Here is a 19,156-nt window from a genome sequence, read left to right as displayed (position 1 = left end):
ATGATCGGTAATTTCGATTAAACTTCCAGTGACATCACAGCGACCTGGAGGGCTCGGATGCCTTTGCGAATGATGGGTTCGTGTTTGCGGCGCGCGAGTATCGCGGTGTGGACTGGCTGGTGCAGCGTCGGCGCTCCCTCGACCAGGAACGATCGGAGTTCAGCAGTGAACCTGCGCGCATCGTCGCTACGCATATAGCAGGTGCCACCCGTTCGTCGGAGCATGATCTCCGCCAGAGTTTCCGATCCCGTCGAAAGCCGACAGATCGCCAGCTCGGCCAGCAGCTCTGCGTGCGTCTTTTCCAGCACGGCGGTATAGCCCGGGCGAATGTACGTTTCAGGGTCCACGTCGGACAGCGTTCTGGCAGCCGTCGAAACCATCACATATTCCTCGACCATCAGATGTTCGTAGGCGATCTCAGGCAGGTAGCGAGGCGCATAAAGCACGGCGATATCCAGATTTCCCATGCTAAGATCGCTGACCATCTGGTTTGAATAATCCGACTCGACATGGATCGAGGACTTTGGAAGGGCCTGGCATAGTGTCTCGACCCATCCGGGCAGGACCGAGCGGGTCATGCCCACCTGTGCGGCGATGCGCAAGGTGCCCTCGAAACGGTTGAACGCCCGCACGTCGTGGCGAGCTTGCGACCAGGTTGACAGCAGGGATCTGGCGTACGCTTCGAACCGCCGTCCCGCGGCTGTCGGCTCAGCGCCGGCGCGCCCGCGCTGAAAGAGCTCGGACCCGATCGCGCTCTCGAGGTTCTTGATGCGGGTGCTGATCGTCGACTGGGTCAACCCCAAGCGATCGGCGGTACGATTGAAATTTCGCGACTCGATGATGTCGAGAAAGGTTTCGATGTGATCTAGCTGCACGGGACCTCCCGATCGAAAAAGTCGATCATATTGCGCAGGATCATAAGCTTGATCAAACAATACTCAAGGCGGAAGCTGCCCTCGGTGAAATCGGCCGGCAGATCGACCAGGCTGAAGCTACGGAGCTGAGCAACGTGTTCATAGTCGACTGCGATTGTCACAATTACTGGTCAAGCGCGACCGTACTGGAGTCCTACCTTTCCGGCCTATGGAAGGACATGTTCGTTGAAGGCGAGAAGACAGGCCCCGTTGGCGCCTTCCCGCATGGCCATCGTCCCTGGTTTCATCCGCAGGACTTCTCCCGCAAGGACGTCCGTCCGAAAACAGAAGCCGACAACTATCTCATCATGAAGGAAAAACACCTCGACAAGTACAAGGTCGATGTGGCGATCCTGACCGGCGATGAGCCGATCGAGGCTTCCACCCTCGCCAATCCTTATTATGCCAGCGCCCTCGTCAGCGCCTACAATGACTACCAGATCGACCAATGGCTGCCGAAGGACGATCGCTTCATGGGCTCGATCATCATCGCGCCACAGGATCCGAAGCTCGCGGCCGCCGAGATACGCCGTCTGGGCAATCATCCGCGCATGGTTCAGGTTCTCGCTTCGCAAGGCTCCGTCAAGCCTTATGGCGATCCGTTTTACCATCCAATCTACGAGGCTTGCGCCGAGGTGGGGCTGCCCTTTGCCATACATCTGGGCGGCCATGGCGGCGTGAATTCGACCGCGATTGCTCCGGCCCCGACGACATTCTTCTGGGAGACCCATGCCATCCTGCACATGTCGGCGATTTCGCATGTCGCAAGCATGATTGCGCATGGCGTCTTCGAAAAATGGCCGGACCTCTACTTCGTGGTCATCGAATGCGGCGTCGCCTGGGTGCCGTCGGTGCTGTGGCGCCTGGACGCCGATTACAAAGCCCTACGCAAAGAGACGCCATGGCTGAAAATGCTGCCTTCCGAATACTGCCGGCGCAACATCCGCTTTTCCACGCAGCCACTGGAGCAGCCCGCAAATATTCAGCATCTCTGGTCCACTCTCGAGGCAATGGACGGAGAAAATACGCTGATGTTTGCCTCAGACTATCCGCATTGGGATTACGACGATGCCAACACGCTGCAAATCCCTCCTGCCTGGAAGAGCAAGATCATGGGGCTGAATGCGCTGGAGGTTTACAAACGCATCCCCCGCGCGCAAGCGGCGAATGCCGCCTGAGGAAGCAGACGATGCCCGAGAAGACATACATCTGCCGCGTCGACGAGATCGAAACCGGATCTCCCTTCATCGCCAAGATCCGCAGCCTTTCGGTCGGCGTTTTTCGCATCGGAGACTCATTCCACGCGCTGCTGAATGTTTGTCCGCACCGCGGCGCTCCGCTTTGCGAGGGGCCGCAATGCGGAACAACTGCACCGGTCGAAGAGGCGCAATTCATCTATCACCGCGAAAACGAGATCGTGCGCTGCGCCTGGCATGGCTGGGAATTCGACATCAAATCAGGCGCGGCCCTGGTCGATCCGTCCGTTCGCGCGCGCACATTTCCAGTAACCGTCGAAGCGGGCAGCATCTATGTGACGGCCTGATTGAGGTACGGATTCGAAGAGTAGAAGAAAGGTGATCGAAACTAACTTCACAGGTGCTTGACGAACAATAACGCGGAAAATCCGTAATGGGAGAGTCAAATGTCAGAATCTGAATACAAGCTTGGTATCGCTCAAAGCCTGATTGGTCACGGCAAGATTTCCCGCCGTGACTTCATTCATCTTGGGCTGGCCGCTGGGCTGACGGTCACCGCTGCGGACAAGCTCTTTGTCAGCACGGCCCGGGCCGAACCGCTGCAGGGCGGCTTCGCCAAGCTCGGCATGGCACATGGCGCAACGACGGATTCGATCGATCCGGCCGGCTACCCGGACACATTCACACAAACGGCATTCTCCGGCTCGATGTCCAACAGCCTCACCGAGGTCGACGCGAAAGGTAACGTCCAACCGGATCTTGCCGAGAGCTTTGAATCATCCGACGGCGCCAAAACCTGGGTCTTCAAGCTGCGCAAGGGCGCAACCTTCCACAATGGCAAGAATGTGACGGCGGACGATGTCGTGACTTCGCTGCGCTATCATATGGGCGACGAAACCAAATCGGCGGCGAAGCCGCTGCTTGAGCCCGTGGCCAGCATCAAGGCGGATGGCCCGGAGACGGTTGTCTTCACGCTGAAGAGCGGCAACGCCGATTTCCCCTACATCATGAGTGACTACCATCTGGTCATCATGCCGGCCAAGGACGGCAAGGCGGATTGGGGATCGGGCGTTCGCACCGGTGCTTTCGTGCTCGAGAATTTCCAGCCCGGCGTCTCGGCCAAACTCAAGCGCAATCCGAACTATTTCAAGAACGGCAAGCCCTATCTCGACGAGGTGGAGTTCATCGCCATCACCGATCTCGCCGCTCGCATGGCCGCGTTATCGACAGGGGAGGTGGACTATATTGGCCGCGCCGACCTCAAGACCCTCGGCATGTTGAAACGCAATCCCAAGGTGGAGATCGTCGAGGTCACCGGCTATGGCCACTATACCTTGCCGATGAATGTCACGGTTGCGCCGTTCGACAATCCAGACGTCCGAATGGCTTTGAAATGGGCGATTAACCGTCAGGAGATCGTCGACAAGATCTTTCTCGGCCACGCCACGGTGGCCAACGACAACCCGATCGCCCCGGCGATCAAATTCGCCACGAATCCGCAGCCGCAGCACAGTTTCGATCCGGAAAAATCCAAGCATTACCTGAAAAAGGCCGGAATGGAAAAGCTGAAGATGGACCTCTCGGTCGCCGATGCCGCCTTTGCCGGCGCTGTGGACGCGGCTGCCCTCATCCGCGAGACGGCAGCCCAGTGCGGCATCGACGTAAACGTCGTGCGTGAGGCCGAGGACGCCTATTGGGACAATGTCTGGCTCAAGAAACCCTGGTGCGCTTCCTATTGGAGCGGTCGCGCGACGGCCGACTGGATGTTCACGCAAGCCTTCGCCGCAGACTCCAGCTGGAACGAGTCGTTCTGGAAAAATCCCCGCTTCAACGAGTTGCTTGTCCAGGCGCGCGCCGAGACGGACGAGGCCAAGCGGGCGGCAATGTATGCCGAGATGCAGCAACTGACCCATGATGATGGCGGCAGCATCGTGCTGGTCTTCAATAATTTCGTCAGCGCCAAATCCAATAAGCTCGCACATGGCGAGGTGGCGCCGAACTGGGAGAATGATGGATTGAAGATGGCCGAACGCTGGTGGATCGCCACTGCGTGAGAGTGCGGGCCGGACCCGCGATGGCTATTAGGCTCCGGCTTGCAACCGCGTGCCCTGACTGGTGTGGCAGGGCGGCGGCAGCAACGAGAAACGCGTACCCATGAACCCCGTCGCAAGAACGGTTCTGCAGCGCCTTGGCCTCGGCCTGGTCACGCTGTTCATCGTGTCCATCATCATCTTCTCTGCGATTGCAATGCTGCCGGGCGACTTCGCCAAGGCGATGCTCGGGCAATCGGCGACACCCGAAACGGTCGTCGCCTTCCAGCGAGAAATCGGCATCGACCGTCCGCCTGTCGAGCGCTACTTCGTCTGGGTCGGGCAGATGCTCCACGGTGATTTCGGCTCTTCATTCGCGAGCCGCACCGGATACCGGCGCACCGTCGCCGAGATTATCGCCCCGCGCCTCTACAATACGATGTTCCTTGCATCGATCACCGCGCTGATAGCAGTTCCGCTGGCCCTGGGATTGGGCATCCTCGCTGCGCTCTACCGCAATGGCTGGTTCGACCGGCTGGTGAACGCAGTGACGCTGACGACCATTTCGTTCCCCGAGTTTTTCGTCGCCTATATGCTTGCCTACCTCGTCATCTCGCGCGACACGTTCATCGGATCCGAGTTCGCACAATCCCTGCCGCACTGGCTCGCGGTCTCGCTGAACTGGATACTCAATGCAGTTCCTAAGTTCCCGACATTGTCGAACGTGAACGATCAGACGCCGTTTTGGGAACATGTCTGGAGAGTAGCCTTGCCGGCGATCACTCTTACGCTCGTCATCGTGGCGCACATGATGCGAATGACACGAGCGGCGATCATCAACATGCTGGCAAGCCCATATATCGACATGGCGCGTCTCAAGGGAATGTCGCCCATGGCCATCGTACTCAGGCATGCCTTGCCCAACGCATGGGCTCCGATCGTCACGGTGGTGGCGTTCAATCTTGCTTATCTCGTCGTCGGAGTGGTCGTGGTCGAAGTGGTATTCGTCTATCCCGGCATCGGTCAGCTGATGGTTGACGCGGTCAAATCAAGGGATGTTCCGGTGGTCCAGGCCTGCGCCCTGATTTTCGCCGCGACCTACATCCTGCTCAATCTGACCGCCGATATTATTTCCATCGCCACCAATCCAAGACTCTTGCATCCACGATGACCAGCTACGAACCCATGGCTCAGGTTCACAGGCTGAGGCGCTCGCGCGCCACCCGTGCGAAAACGGCGCTGAAGAAGGCACCCTTCAGTGCATGGTTCGGCATCCTCGTGATCCTCGGTTATGTCATCGTTGCGGTGTTCGCGCATTGGATAGCCCCATACGGCGAAACGCAGGTCTTCAGCGAAGCCTTTGCACCGTGGAGCCAGCAGTTCAAATTGGGAACCGACCAGCTCGGCCGGGACATGCTCACGCGCCTGATTTACGGTGCGCGCAACACCATCGGTATCGCCGTCGCGACCACATTGCTGTCCTTCGCGGTCGGCGTCTCGCTCGGCCTTCTTGCCGCATTGTATAGGGGATGGCTCGACCAGATACTGTCGCGTGCGGTGGACGTGTTGATGTCGATCCCAAGCCTGATCTTCGCCCTGGTGCTGCTCTCGATCTTCGGCTCGTCGATCACCAGCCTGATAATCATCATTGCGCTGCTCGATTCCACCCGCGTCTTTCGGCTCGCACGCGCCGTCGGGCTTAACGTGGCAGTGATGGAATATGTCGAGGTGGCGCGATTGCGCGGCGAAGGCCCGAAATGGATCATCGCCAAGGAAATCCTTCCCAATGTCATGCCGCCGCTGGTCGCGGAGTTCGGTTTGCGATTTTGCTTCGTATTCCTCACGATCGCGGCACTGTCCTTCCTGGGCGTCGGTATTCAGCCGCCGACCGCTGATTGGGGGTCGATGGTGCGCGAGAATGCGACCCTGATCACCTACGGTGATGTCACGCCGCTGCTGCCGGCCGGCGCGATTGCCCTCCTTACAGTCTCCGTGAATTTCGTCGTCGACTGGTTCCTGCACGCAACCAGCGGGTTGCGCGATGAAAGGTAGCGGTCCGGGCTCGCGCGAAAAAGGCAAGGATCTGCTGCAGATCCGCAACCTACATGTCGAGGGTTTCTCGGACGAGCGGTGGCATCCCATTGTCCGCGGGGTCGATCTGGCGCTGAAGCGGGGGGAGGTTCTTGGCCTGATCGGCGAGTCAGGCGCCGGCAAATCCACCATTGGCCTCGCCGCGATGGGTTACGCCAAGCCAGGCTGCCGTATTACACAGGGCTCGATCCTGTTCGACGGAATCAATCTTCTGGCACTCAGCGAAACAGGGCGGCGTCGCCTCAGAGGCTCCCGCATTGCCTATGTCGCGCAAAGCGCAGCGGCCTCTTTCAATCCGGCCCACCGACTCCTTGACCAGACTGTCGAAACAGTCGTGGCCCATGGGATTGCCAGCCGCGAGAAAGCGAACCGGAGTGCCGTCGATCTCTATCGCCGTCTTCAGCTTCCAGATCCGGAGACGATCGGCTTTCGCTATCCTCATCAGGTTTCCGGCGGACAGTTGCAACGGGCAATGACCGCGATGGCGATGGCTTGCCGTCCGGACCTCATCATCTTTGACGAGCCAACGACGGCGCTCGATGTGACGACGCAGGTCGAAGTTCTCGCCTCCATTCGCAACATCGTGGAGGAATTCAACACCGCTGCAATCTATGTGACGCATGATCTGGCGGTGGTGGCGCAAATGGCGGACCGGATCATGGTTTTGCGCCATGGACTTACCGTGGAGGAGGCAGAAACGCGCCAGATGCTCGCCTCGCCCAGCCAGGAATATACCAAGACGCTCTGGGCCGTGCGCAAGCTCGCCAAGCCCGAAGTTCCGGCCGATGACTATCTGCTTACGATAGACAACGTCACGGCGGCCTACGGCCGGGCGGTTAAGGTGCTCCAGGATGTCTCCATCAACGTTCCACGTGGAAGAACAGTGGCTGTGGTCGGCGAATCCGGTTCCGGGAAATCGACGCTCGCTCGCGTTGTTACCGGCCTGCTGCCGCCGCTTTCGGGATCGATTTCCTTTGCTGGCCAGGCCCTTTCCAAGACCCTGAAGGCGCGCCCAAAAGAGATCTTGCGCCGCATACAGATGATTTATCAAATGCCCGACAACGCCCTAAATCCGCGGCAGACGGTCGAAGAAGTCATAGCTCGTCCGCTTGAATTCTACCTCGGCCTCAAGGGTGCACAGCGGGATAGGCGGATCGGCGAACTCATGCACATGGTCGAGATGAGCGAAACTTACCTGGATCGTCTGCCGGCCGAACTGTCGGGGGGTCAGAAGCAGCGCGTTTGCATCGCCCGAGCGTTGGCTGCCGATCCGGAACTCATCATCTGCGACGAAATCACGTCCGCGCTCGACCAGATTGTGCAGGAGGAAATCCTGAAGCTCTTAATGCGGCTTCAGCGCGAGCTCGGCATGAGCTACATTTTCATCACCCATGACATTGCCACCGTGCGAGCGATCGCCGACGAGATTGTGGTCATGCACCAGGGGAAAGTCGTTGAGCAGGGATTAAAGAGCGAAGTTCTCACGCCGCCGCATGCCCCCTATACCGAACGGCTTTTGTCCTCCGTGCCGGAAATGGATCCGGATTGGCTCACAAGGCTGCTCGCCAGCCGGAGGATGTGATCGTCGGGCAGAGCGTCGCGTGTCTTCCATATCGCCACCATTTTACAGCTTGGCGGTCGGCCGTACGGAACAATGCGGGAAAATTGGCGGTTCTCGCCGCACCAACTGCAGAGCCTGCTTCTCGGCAAAGCGGTCGGTTCGTTCCGTCCATCGGAACGAACCGAGCGCACTTTCCTGACGTTCTTGTGAACGCCGCAATGATCGCGGTTCGGAATTCAATCAATCTTGGGTGGGGACTCCTGCAGCGGATTTGAATCGTGATCGTCGCGCAGCCGTACCAGCAGTGCCGACCGCAGGTCCGCTGCGTCTCTTCCGGCGATCCGATCGCCGGTCGCGAGCGGGTCAGGTGCTCTTCAGGGTCCCGTTCATCCCTTCCGGATAGAAGCCACCCTTGCTGACGCCGTCCTTGTCGGTGAGATAGACGATCCGCAGCACTTCTTTCGGCGTCCTGGTGAACGCGATCGCGTCGGGCGTCGAGGGAACGAAATTGGCCTTGCCATTCACCTGGATGCCCTGGTCCTTGTCTTCCGGCCCGTCGATCTTGTCTCGTGCATCGGAGACGGCGTTGGCGGCCTTCCAGGCTTTCTCTCCCTTCCGGTATAGAGTGGAGCGCGCCATTCCCATGTGGTAGGCCTCGACCGCCAATATGCCCGCCGCGGCGGCGAGGAAGTCCTTGTTCTTCAGAAGCGTCGCAGCACCGGCATAGGCGGTGACGCCGACATCCTCGAACAGCATGCCGCCGAGAACAAAGTTCGTTTCGTTGCCAAAGGGGTCGAAGTCCCGCCCGAGGCCCGCTGCCTCCGCAACCGCTTTGAACCCAGCATCGAAATCGATGGCCGGCCTGTCGACTGCGTTCTTTGCAAGCGTCTTGCGGTAGAACCGGACATGCGCGAGTTCGTTTTCAGCAACCTCCTGCATGAATTCGCCGATGGCGGGTGTCTCGAAGGACACTTTCTTTCCGCCGACCACATCGCCGGGTTTGGAACCGGCATCGGCGGCGTCGATGCCCTTTCCGGTGGTGCCGCGAAGGTAGTATTCGGCCTCCATGTATTCCAAGTTGAGCGCAAAGCGGAAAATGTCCTCGTCCTGCAGTTCCTCCTTGGCATAGGCGCGAGAAACCGGCGCCAGGCCCGTCGTGGCGGCGAGGCTGGCTCCCAGCCCAAACTGCAATGCGCGGCGACGGGAAAGGTGGAGTGAAGGGATGGCACGTATCATGGCTTCCTCCCAAAAGCCCGCCGGCGTCACCTGTTTGGCACCTTATCGCGGGCAACGCGCCCAACTCCGCCATAGGCGAAATGTTCCTGTAAAGGTCGGACTTTGCAGGGGTTGCTCCCGGATCAATGGCTTTTTGGGCAGCGTAACGTCGGAGTTGGCATCGACTATTTGTGACCAAGCCTCGAGTCCAGACATTGAGGTGACACATTATGAGCCGGATAGGCTACGCCCGCGTCAGCACGGTCGACCAAGAACTCGAAACGCAAGTCGGCAAGCTAAGGGCCGGAGGGAAACGAGCGGGCCGTGATAACCCAGGACAGCAAGGATGGCTGGAGGGGCTTCACGCCGGAAAGGAAAATTCCTGTCGACTTGTGAGACGAGTGGGCCATCCGAGAGAAGTTGGTATTCTGGTCGATCCATCCGGCCTTGCGATTTCTCGCTTTTGCTGCGTCTATCTATGAACCGGTCTGGCCTCTTCGTCGGATCAAACACGCTGGGAAGTCACAAGGAGTATATGCACATGGCAACTGGAACCGTGAAGTGGTTCAACAGCACTAAAGGGTTTGGGTTTATCCAACCCGACGATGGCGGTCAGGACGTTTTTGTTCACATCTCCGCCGTCGAGCGCGCTGGTTTGTCGAACCTCGTTGAGGGCCAAAAGATCAACTACGACATCGAGCAGGACCGACGTACCGGCAAGTCTTCTGCTGGCAATCTCCGCAAAGCGGGTTGATTTCTCTGGCGCGCCGTGGCGAAAGCCGCAGGAGCGCGGCAAGTCGCGAATGTACTGACCGCCGTGTAAAAAAAGCGCGCGAAGCTTGGTGTGATGGAGAGACCTGGGCAGCAGATTGCTGCGACGCTTCAGAAACGATCGTGTGAACCAGGTTGTCAGGTAACGGAAGGCGGGAAGTCCCCCGCGTTTTTCGCGTTTGCGTCCTCCAGCGTAGGATGGTTGGCGACGTGGTGTTGCCCCGTGGAGCACTTTGGCTTGTTGTATCCTACAGCAATGTCATTGAAGATAGCCTGAGTTTGGCCCCACATGGACATCGCGTCGGATTTTTCCTCCCCCTTTGTAGGTTTAAGCTGCCTTCATACTTGGCCAGGCTCAACAGTCCGGCCTTTTTCTTTTTGTGTGGGCTGCGGTACATTGGTTATGATGCGCATTCGCTATGAGGCGCTCGACAAGCATTATGACCAGTCAGGATCATCCAAATGGCAAATCCTCCACGCCGACCCACAAATCCGATGTCAGCCGCTGAAGCCGCCTTCAAGCCGATCAAAAAGCCGGCGGCGCCGGTTCGCGAACCGTCGGCTGCTCCAAATATCAGAGAGCTTGTTTCGATCAGGATCGATAGGGCGGTGCTGGACCACTTCCAGGAAGATGGACCAGGCTGGCAGGATCGGATCAACGACACCTTGCGGCGCGCTATCTCCAAAGAACCGACCAATGCCGATGACAAATGATCAGACGACTACTGATCGGCACGGCGCTGATAGCGGCGACGCAGATGGAGTTGAACGGAAGTATAAGCGTAAGCGATTGCGCACCATTTGGACAACCGACAACGCGCATCCTGGAATTTTTTCATCGAGCCGCGGCCGAACCCCTCTATGCTCCGGGCGGAGACCCGAATGGCATTTCGATTCGTACACACGGCCGACATTCACCTCGACTCGCCGCTACGTTCGCTGGTGCTGCGAAACCCTGATCTTGCCGAACTCGTGGGGGACGCCAGTCGCCAGGCATTTGTCTCGATAATAGACCTCTGCCTTGCGGAACGTGTCGATGCGCTCGTCATTGCCTTATCGCGCATATCGAAACAGCTCGTTTTTCCTGACACGGTCACGATCTTCGGCGGCCGCCCCCAGTCGGTGCTGCAAACGGCCGGCGGGCTTGACGTCGCATTCCATGGATTGAGCTTCGCGAACCCAAAGGCGCCGGAAAGCCTGCTGCCCAAGTATCCGGCGGCCCGGGAAGGGGCGGTCAATGTGGGCATCATGCACACCAGCCTCGCTGGATCGCCCGGTCACGATGTCTATGCCCCTTGCAGCATCGCTGACCTGCACGGCCATGGTTTTGACTATTGGGCGCTTGGGCACATCCACGTGCGCCAAGTCCATCCTGGAGCAAGCACCGTTGTGATGACGGGAATGCCGCAGGGCAGGGACATCAACGAGGCCGGAGAGAAATCCGCCACTCTGGTCACGATACGAGAAGACCGGTCCGTCGAGATCGAGGAAAAACTGACCAGTATCGCGCAGTTCGAGCGGGCGAGCGTCGATCTGACCGGGACGGTCGAATGGTCTGAGGTCGTCGGCCGTGTCCGTTCCGCGCTCGAAGGTATCCGGGGTTCCGTCAGATCCCGCCACGTTGTGGTCCGTCTCGGACTGGCCGGGGCGTCGCCGTTGTCATGGGCGCTGATCCGCGACAGGGACCTGCTGCTGGCCGAAGCCGAGCAGGCGGCGGAGCAGACGGGCGACACATGGGTCGAAAAACTTGAGCTTGATCTCGCTCCACAGAGCGCGGAAACAGCCCATGACGTCGCCGATCCGATTTTCGAACTCGCGCAATCCATGCATGCCAATGTCAAGTCTGAGGCCTTCCGCGCCGAGGCGAGGGCGCTTGTCCAAAAGATGATTGCCGATCTGCCGCCGGACGGGCGCGACTTCGCCGGACGGGACGAAGCTGGGCTGGAACTGTTCATCGACAAGGTGCTTGCCAGCGGTGCCGACCTGGTCACGGCCCGCCTCAAAGCAGGTGGAGCGCAATGAGGCTCCGGCGCCTTGATCTTATTCGTTATGGAAAGTTCACCGACGGGACGATCGAATTCGGCCCAAGGCCGGAGTCCGGTCCCGACTTCCACATTGTGTTCGGGCTGAACGAGGCCGGCAAGTCGACCGCACTTTCCGGTTATCTGGACCTGCTGTTCGGTATCGAGGAACGCAGCCGCTACAATTTCCTGCACGAGTACAGCGCGATGCGTATAGGCGGGGTGCTCGAACTCGCCGGCACTGAGCACACATTCACGCGCACGAAGCAGCGCACCAACTCGCTGCTGAACGCAATGGAGCAACCGGTGAGCGAGGTGGCGATAGCAGCCCATCTCGCAGGTCTGTCGCGGGACGCATACGAGACCATGTTCTCGCTGGACGACGAGACGCTGGAAGCAGGCGGAAAATCAATCCTGGAGTCGCGTGGCGACCTGGGCAAGCTCCTGTTCACGGCCAGCGCCGGTCTTGGGCATGCGAGCGACATGTTGAGCGCGCTAGAGACCGAAGCGGACGGGCTCTATCGCAAGCAGGCTCACGGAACCGAACTTGCGCTGCTCAAGAAGCGCCTTGCGGAACTCAAGTCGCGCAGGGACGCGATCGACACCTTGGCCTCGACTTTTGAGAGCCTTGAGGCCGAACGTCTTGACGCGGCGGAAAAATACGACCGCAGTATTGCTGAACGATCATTGCTGTCGGCTCGGCTTGACACCATTGCCAGGTACCTTCGCGCTATGCCGATCCTCGCCGACATTCGACGCAAGGCGGCCCAGCTTGCCGAGCTGCCTGACATCGCTTCACCATTGCGGACCTGGACAGGCACCGTCACCGGATTGATCGATGACGACGCCAGCCTGAGAACGCGGCTGTCAGGGAACATCGACGACGCCGAGCGAGTGACGACGAAAATCGTGTCGGTCGATGTGGACGAGGCGATCCTGGCAATGTCCGAGCGGGTTCGGGCGCTCGCGGATCGCAAAGTGCGCCATGTCTCCGCAGGCCTTGACCTGCCAAGCCGCAGGACCGAGCTGCAGATACTCGACAGCGCCGTGGCGAATTGCCTTGCCGCCCTTGGAAGATCGTCCGAGGCAGATCCGGCTGCGCTGCTTTTGCCTGCTGCCACAGTCGGCGCTGTTCGCGCCATGCTCGAAGAGCGATCGGGAATCACCACCGGCGTACGTGTTGCCCGCAACGAATGCGCGGCGGCGCTCGATGCACTTCAGGCGGCACGCGAGCGGGTTGGGCAAGAGAGGGGGGTGCCCGAACCTGCCAGGGCAAGGCTGGCCTCGGCCTTGTCGAAAGCGCGAGCCAGCGGGCACCTAAAAGACCTCAGGATGGCCCGCGAGGCGGAGGACGCGAGCACGGTTCGATGGGAGGCGGCAATCGCTCGACTGCATCCCTGGTCCGGAGACGCCGGGGCACTGGCCAGGGTGCCCGTCCCGAGTGTCACGCAAGTTGGTGCATGGAAGGTGCGGGCAGCTGGGTTGGGAAAGGGCAGGGCTGTCCTTTGCGAACGTCTCGCCGAATACCAGGAGAGTCACGACCTGCTCTCGGCTCGCCTGGATGCGCTTCGTGCCTCGATCGATGTGCCCGACGATGAAGCCGCCGCCGCCATCCGCCGCGCCCGAGACAAGGCGTGGGCCAGGCATCGGGGCGAACTTACTGGCCAAACTGCTGACGATTTCGAGGCGCTATTGGCGCGTGACGACAGTGTTGCAGCGGTTCGGCTGGCCAACGCGCGAGAGCTCGCGGAGATCCGGACAACGCTCCGCAGCCTCACCGAAACAACAGCCGCCATCACACGTATCCGCGACCAGCTTGCACAGATCGACCTGGACGATCAGGCTGTACTCTCCGAACTTCGCGAGGTGGCCAGCGAGCTACTGGCAGAGTGCCTGGAATTCTCGCCCGAGCGTCTGATCGAAACGATCGAGGATCATACCTCTGCCCGCATTGATGCGCTCGCGGCCTGGGAGGAGGTCGAGCTGGCACGCAAGAAGGCCCGCCGCGCGCTCGACGAGGGAGAGCAGATCCAGCAGGAGTTGATCGGCGGTGCTACTTCCGGCAAAGGCAGCATGCCCCCTTAGAGATCACAACCAGACCCGAGGACCTCCCGGCGGCTTCCGGCGGGATTCGGCGGCCTGATCAGCAGCTCTGCTTTGCGCTCTATTCGGCAAGCGGGCTGATGACCCGGCTTTACCGGCCGCTGCTCGATCCGCTGGGCTGACCTACCCGCAATATCTGGCGATGCTCGCGCTATGGGAGCGAGCGCCAAGCACGGTGGGCGAGCTTGGCGAAGTGCTTGGGCTTGATTCGGCGACGCTGACGCCGTTGCTCAAGCGGCTGGAAGCATGCGGCCTGGTCACACGGCCGTTGTCATCCCGTCGCACCACGTCGCGTGTCGCTGCACGTGCGGGGTATGAAGAACTTAAGCCGCTCATTGAGCTGGGAGAAAAAACCGAAACGTTCGAGCAACGATTGAGCGCGGCCCGCAATGCGGCGGCCCTACAAGCATGATTAAATTGATCTGGATGGTTAGCCGTTGGATCGCGCCGGGGCAAAGCCGCGACTTCTGAGGCATAGAGAAGATTGCTATAGCTCACAATTGTTGCTATCGTGAGTTATAGCAAGGTGCCCTATCACTCATGGTATGGAATTGGGAGCAAGCGGACTGGCCGCATTTTACCTACGATAAGAAGGCGTTGGAACCGCTGGAAAGCGAGTTCCTGTTGCGATCGGGCGAGTTCCTAGGCGTCTTTCGTCATGTCGGTTCCGACGATCGCGACCAGATCCGCATCGATCTTATCAGCGAAGAGGCCTTGAAGACATCCGCGATTGAGGGGGAGTACCTCGACCGCGAGAGCCTGCAATCATCCCTGCGCCAGCAACTTGGTCTGGGCGGCGAGACCAGGCGCATTCCGCCTGCCGAGCGGGGCATCGCTGAAATGATGGCCGATGTCTACTTGCATTTTGCCGATACGCTGACGCATCGCACTCTTTACGCTTGGCATACGATGGTGATGTCGGGTGAGCGTCGTATCGAGACCATCGGCAACTACCGCCAGCATGCCGATGCCATGCAGATCGTTTCCAATCGGCTGGATAAGCCCAAAGTTCATTTCGAAACGCCGCCCTCCGCGCGGGTGAAACCCGAAATGGATGCCTTCACTACTTGGTTCAACGATACCTCACCCAAAGGCAAGACACCGCTCCCAGCGTTGACGCGTGCCGCTATCGCGCACCTTTATTTCGAGAGCATTCACCCGTTCGAGGATGGCAACGGTCGCATAGGCCGTGCCCTCTGCGAAAAGGCGCTGGCGCAAAATCTGGGTGAGCCCAGCCTCATCGCGTTGGCCTATACGATAGAGCGCCGCCGCAAGGCCTACTACGACCATCTGGAGGCCAGCAACACGAGCAACGCGGTAACAGATTGGCTGCTCTACTTCGCCAACACGATCCTCGAAGCGCAGCGCGTAACGCTCGCTCGTGTCGAATTCTCCGTCGTCAAGGCCAAGTTTCACGAACGCTACCGGGATCACTTCAACGAGCGCCAGGAAAAGGTCATCGCCCGGATGTTCCGCGCGGGCATCGACGGGTTCAAAGGGGGGCTCAGCGCCGAGAATTATATCGCCATCACGCAGGCATCGCGCGCGACGGCAACAAGAGATTTGCAGGACCTCGTTGCCAACGGTGCACTGATAAGAACCGGCGAACGGCGACACACACGTTACGCGTTGAACATTCTTGATGGCCGCACGTAAACCAGAAGAGGCAGGCTGTCAAAGAGCCTGCCTGCCTGAGCATCGAGGGGTGGCGGGCTGCAACCCGGCAGGAGGTTCGTCGATTGGGTTACACGAGACCGGAAACGCAAAAAGTCGCGCGGTGCGATGCTGATTGTCCGGTCCCGGTTGAAGCCGGTGGTATAATGTTACCTCAACGCGCGTTGGGGGAAAGAAGCGCGCGGAAGGGGCGCGCTGGCCTTCGAGTGGTAGCGAGAAACCTGAACAAAACTCTTGGCAGACATCAAGGCCGGGCACATCAGCTCGGCTGCTGTATTGCGGCAAGCTTCCAGTCACCGCCGTTCTGCCGCGTAAAGGTCCACAGTTCGGTTGTCTCTGTCGGCTGATCGGCCTGGCCCTCGACAATCTTGTCACTGATGCGATCGCGGGTCACGTCGCGAGACTCGTAGCGCAAAGCAGCGGTCGCGTAGTCGCGGTCATCCTCCCGCCAGCTTTCCGCAATATCGGCCTCCAACAGGCTGACATCCGACACGTCATTCCGGACGCCCTTTTTGGCATTATCGGCAAGTTCCTCGGACAGATAGGAAACCATCTCGGGCGTCACCAACCGGCGCAAGGCAGCATGGTCCTCGCGCCCGAATGCTTCTTGAACTTCCGTCAGCCGTTGCTGGAACGTGTCGAGGTCGGTTTTAGTGAGCGTGATCTCATCGGAAGGGCTGGCCTGGCTCGTTCCGCCAAATCCCGACCCGATGCCTGGAATGGGGAATGCTTGGACGTTGCTCGGCTCGGGCCGGGCTGCTGCGCTTCGCCCAAAGCTCCCAGCACCTCGCGAGGCACCGGCCATAGCGGGCTCTGGGTTTTGCGCCGATTGCGAGCGGAAAAGCGAATGGCCAGCATGACCACGCCGCCGATCAGCAGCACTTGAAGGAGAAGGCCGAACATGCCGGCCAAGCCGCCGAACCCATGGCCCAAAAGAACGCCGATCAAGCCGCCGAGCAGCAGCCCCCGCATCATCGATCCACCGAGGCCGTTGAAGAAGCCTGGGCGCTGGAATGCCTGCGGCTGGCGGGCCGCATTGTTCGTTGCCGCATTGGGCGTCATCGAGCGCTCGACCGGTGCGGAAGGCTGTGGCGCCGTCCTGGTCGGCGGGACCGGCTGGAAAGTGCGCATGCCGCGACTGCCGAAGCTGCCGCCACGGCGCGCATCGGCGTGATCCACAGCGACCATGGAAAATGCCAGGAACAATCCCGCAAACAAAATTGCAAACCGTCCTGAACGCGAAATCAGCATAGGCAAGTCCTCAAGTGACACTCTTTCCGCTCATATGGGGTGCGTCGATCGAAATATCAGTGAATCATCCGCCAAGAAAATTCGAACGACATGGTCGGCGGCACGCCGCTGTTCACGACGAGAATGTCGAGCGCACCAAGCAGACAATCGCCTGCTCGACCGCGCGGGCTCCTGCACCCGGCCGACCCGGCGACGGTCGCGTCAAGAGCATCTTTCGTGCAAGCCTCTTGCCATCGGTCTCTTGGCGACGACGCCGGCCCGCCTGATCTTGACATACATCTTTCTTGCATACTATCAACACCTCAGGCAAACCTGCCATACAGGTTGGTCCCCCTGAACTGGAGATTGCGTGAGCACGGCGGTATCCGCAAAACATTCCGACGCAGCGAGCCTGGTCAGCAATACGATCGGCGAGATCACGCGCCATATTCGCGCGCATGAACTCGGGCCCGGCGACCGGCTGCCCAGCGAGGCCGCGCTTTCGAGACAATTGAGCGTCTCGCGCACCGTGGTTCGCGAGGCCTTCAGCTCGCTCGCCGCCATGCGGCTTATCGACCTGAGGGCAGGCAGACGGGCTACCGTCGCCGAGCTGGATTATGGCGCCATGTCGCTGGTGATCGAGCATGGCGTCCACACCGAGCAGATCACGGTGCAGCAAATCTACGACGTGCGCCGCACGATTGAGACCCGCACCGCCATGCTGGCGGCCTTGCGCAGAACAGCCGACGAAGTGGAAAGGATCAGGACGCATGCGCTCGCCATGCGCGAGAATTTCCAGCGGCCGGAACAGGTCATGGAGCACGATCTCGCCTTTCACCTCGAAATCGCCAAGGCTGCAAAGAATCCGGTTTTCAGCCTCATCGTCGGCGCGTTCGAGCGCGTATCGCGCCAGACCTGGCCGATCGGCTGGCGGAGCCGCCCTTCGGATGCCGAGCAGTTGGAGATGATCCAAATCCATATCGATCTCGCCGAAGCAATCGAGACCGGTGATCCTCAGTCCGCTCGCGACCTGATGGCGAGGCATTTTGACGAGAGCGTCAAGGCCCTGCTGGCGGCTGGCATCGCCTGAGGAGCGGGGTGCGCGATGAAGATCACGAAACTGGAAACGCTGCGGATCAAGGAGCGGCCGAACCTTCTCTGGGTCCTGGTTCACACGGACGAAGGCCTCGTTGGGCTGGGCGAGACCTTCTTCATGGCCGAAACCGTCGAGACCTATCTGCACGAATATGTCGCGCCGTGCGTGATCGGGCGCAACCCCTTGCAGATCGACCTGCTTGCCGCCGATCTCGTCGGCTATCTCGGTTTCCGATCGACGGGCGCGGAAGTCAGGGGCAACTCCGCTTTCGATATCGCACTGTGGGATCTGTTCGGAAAGGCGACGGGTCAGCCGATCGCACAACTCCTCGGCGGTTTCACCCGGCACGAGATCAGGACCTACAACACCTGTGCCGGTACCGAATACATCAAGAAGACCACCGGCCAGACGACGGCCAATTACGGGCTCGATAAGCCCGGCGACGCCTATGATGATCTGAACGGCTTCCTTCACCGCGCCGACGAACTGGCGCATTCGTTGTTGGAGGAAGGCATCACGGCCATGAAGATCTGGCCCTTCGACATGGCCGCCGAGAAAACGTGCGGCTTGTATATTTCGCAGCCTGATTTGAATTCCGCGCTGGCGCCATTCGAGAAAATCCGCAATGCGGTCGGCGACAAGATGGACATCATGGTTGAATTCCATTCAATGTGGCAGCTGCTGCCGGCCATGCAGATCGCCCGCGAGCTTGCCCCCTACAAGACCTTCTGGCACGAAGATCCGATCAGGATGGACAGCCTGTCCAGCCTGAAACGCTATGCCGAGGCTTCGCTGGCGCCGATATCGGCTTCGGAGACGCTCGGTTCCCGGTGGGCCTTCCGTGACCTTCTCGAGACCGGGGCGGCCGGCGTCATTATGCTCGATATCAGCTGGTGCGGCGGGCTCTCGGAGGCGCGCAAGATCGCTGCCATGGCTGAAGCATGGCACCTGCCGGTCGCGCCACACGACTGCACCGGTCCAGTTGTGCTCGGCGCATCGACCCACCTGGCGCTCAATGCGCCGAACGCGCTCGTCCAGGAGAGTGTCAGGGCCTTCTACAAGACCTGGTACCGCGACCTTGTGACCGCTTTGCCGCAGGTGAAGAACGGCATGATCACCGTGCCTTCCGGACCGGGCCTCGGCATGGAACTGAACCCGGAGATCGATCGCGCCTTCACGGCGCTTCGACGGGTGACCGACGCATCGACTCTCTGAAAATGAACCTGAAGCAGCTTTCAACGGAGGAGGAGAACC

General features: G+C 60.0%; 15 protein-coding genes and 2 pseudogenes. 14 read left to right on the top strand and 3 right to left on the bottom strand.

Features of this window, described 5'->3' with window-relative positions:
- Positions 1-17 precede the first annotated feature (17 nt).
- The gene (locus tag NKH89_RS33360; protein WP_352496494.1) at positions 18-875 is read right to left on the bottom strand and encodes a LysR family transcriptional regulator; all 858 of its coding nucleotides are present in this window, start codon (positions 873-875) and stop codon (positions 18-20) included.
- A 134-nt stretch (positions 876-1,009) separates the two neighbouring features.
- Between NKH89_RS33360 and NKH89_RS33355 the strand changes: the two genes are divergently transcribed.
- The 6 genes from NKH89_RS33355 to NKH89_RS33330 all read left to right on the top strand — a co-directional run bounded on the left by NKH89_RS33355 (position 1,010) and on the right by NKH89_RS33330 (position 7,813).
- Positions 1,010-2,092, top strand: coding sequence for an amidohydrolase family protein (locus NKH89_RS33355; protein WP_352496495.1), 1,083 nt, complete (start codon positions 1,010-1,012; stop codon positions 2,090-2,092).
- Between the two features lie 11 nt (positions 2,093-2,103).
- Positions 2,104-2,457 carry a Rieske (2Fe-2S) protein gene (locus tag NKH89_RS33350; protein WP_292653661.1) on the top strand — a complete coding sequence of 118 codons (354 nt, stop codon included), beginning with the start codon at positions 2,104-2,106 and terminating at the stop codon, positions 2,455-2,457.
- A 99-nt stretch (positions 2,458-2,556) separates the two neighbouring features.
- Complete coding sequence (locus NKH89_RS33345) at positions 2,557-4,164, top strand: ABC transporter substrate-binding protein (protein WP_352590893.1); 1,608 nt, start codon at positions 2,557-2,559, stop codon at positions 4,162-4,164.
- Between the two features lie 100 nt (positions 4,165-4,264).
- Positions 4,265-5,311, top strand: coding sequence for an ABC transporter permease (locus NKH89_RS33340; protein ID WP_352790341.1), 1,047 nt, complete (start codon positions 4,265-4,267; stop codon positions 5,309-5,311).
- 14 nt (positions 5,312-5,325) lie between these two features.
- Complete coding sequence (locus NKH89_RS33335) at positions 5,326-6,192, top strand: ABC transporter permease (RefSeq protein ID WP_502896978.1); 867 nt, start codon at positions 5,326-5,328, stop codon at positions 6,190-6,192.
- On the top strand, positions 6,182-7,813 hold the full coding sequence (locus NKH89_RS33330) for an ABC transporter ATP-binding protein (protein ID WP_352496498.1): 1,632 nt from the start codon (positions 6,182-6,184) through the stop codon (positions 7,811-7,813). The genes NKH89_RS33335 and NKH89_RS33330 overlap by 11 nt, the downstream gene beginning before the upstream one ends.
- A 342-nt stretch (positions 7,814-8,155) precedes the next feature.
- Here NKH89_RS33330 and NKH89_RS33325 read toward each other — a convergent pair whose 3' ends face one another.
- The gene (locus NKH89_RS33325) at positions 8,156-9,028 is read right to left on the bottom strand and encodes a ferritin-like domain-containing protein (RefSeq protein WP_352496499.1); all 873 of its coding nucleotides are present in this window, start codon (positions 9,026-9,028) and stop codon (positions 8,156-8,158) included.
- 520 nt (positions 9,029-9,548) lie between these two features.
- Between NKH89_RS33325 and NKH89_RS33320 the strand changes: the two genes are divergently transcribed.
- From NKH89_RS33320 to NKH89_RS33295, 6 genes and pseudogenes are all read left to right on the top strand, one after another.
- On the top strand, positions 9,549-9,761 hold the full coding sequence (locus NKH89_RS33320) for a cold-shock protein (RefSeq protein ID WP_031194806.1): 213 nt from the start codon (positions 9,549-9,551) through the stop codon (positions 9,759-9,761).
- Positions 9,762-10,240: 479 nt separating this feature from the next.
- Positions 10,241-10,492, top strand: a complete 252-nt coding sequence (locus NKH89_RS33315; RefSeq protein WP_352590899.1) for a BrnA antitoxin family protein — start codon at positions 10,241-10,243, stop codon at positions 10,490-10,492.
- Positions 10,493-10,660: 168 nt separating this feature from the next.
- Positions 10,661-11,800, top strand: a complete 1,140-nt coding sequence (locus NKH89_RS33310) for a metallophosphoesterase family protein (protein WP_352911521.1) — start codon at positions 10,661-10,663, stop codon at positions 11,798-11,800.
- Positions 11,797-13,884, top strand: coding sequence for an AAA family ATPase (locus tag NKH89_RS33305; RefSeq protein ID WP_352911518.1), 2,088 nt, complete (start codon positions 11,797-11,799; stop codon positions 13,882-13,884). The genes NKH89_RS33310 and NKH89_RS33305 overlap by 4 nt, the downstream gene beginning before the upstream one ends.
- Positions 13,885-13,886: 2 nt before the next feature.
- A pseudogene (locus tag NKH89_RS33300) lies at positions 13,887-14,167 on the top strand (MarR family winged helix-turn-helix transcriptional regulator); the annotation flags it as partial.
- 275 nt (positions 14,168-14,442) lie between these two features.
- Positions 14,443-15,558: a Fic family protein gene (locus NKH89_RS33295; protein WP_352484281.1), complete on the top strand. Its 1,116-nt coding sequence runs from the start codon at positions 14,443-14,445 to the stop codon at positions 15,556-15,558.
- 277 nt (positions 15,559-15,835) lie between these two features.
- Here NKH89_RS33295 and NKH89_RS33290 read toward each other — a convergent pair.
- Positions 15,836-16,824: pseudogene (locus tag NKH89_RS33290) on the bottom strand (Tim44 domain-containing protein).
- A 352-nt stretch (positions 16,825-17,176) separates the two neighbouring features.
- On the opposite strand from NKH89_RS33290, the gene NKH89_RS33285 reads away from it, so the two are divergent.
- Together NKH89_RS33285 and NKH89_RS33280 are read left to right on the top strand one after the other, a co-directional pair.
- A complete protein-coding gene (locus tag NKH89_RS33285; protein WP_352484283.1) occupies positions 17,177-17,896 on the top strand; it encodes a FadR/GntR family transcriptional regulator in 720 nt (239 codons plus the stop codon).
- Positions 17,897-17,911: 15 nt separating this feature from the next.
- Positions 17,912-19,117, top strand: coding sequence for a mandelate racemase/muconate lactonizing enzyme family protein (locus NKH89_RS33280; protein WP_352911515.1), 1,206 nt, complete (start codon positions 17,912-17,914; stop codon positions 19,115-19,117).
- The last annotated feature ends 39 nt before the right edge of the window (positions 19,118-19,156 follow it).

It is taken from the genome of Mesorhizobium sp. M0923, from assembly GCF_040319365.1.
Lineage (GTDB): Bacteria > Pseudomonadota > Alphaproteobacteria > Rhizobiales > Rhizobiaceae > Mesorhizobium.
Note: the sequence above shows the minus strand (reverse complement) of the source record. Positions and strands in the feature narration are given on the sequence as shown.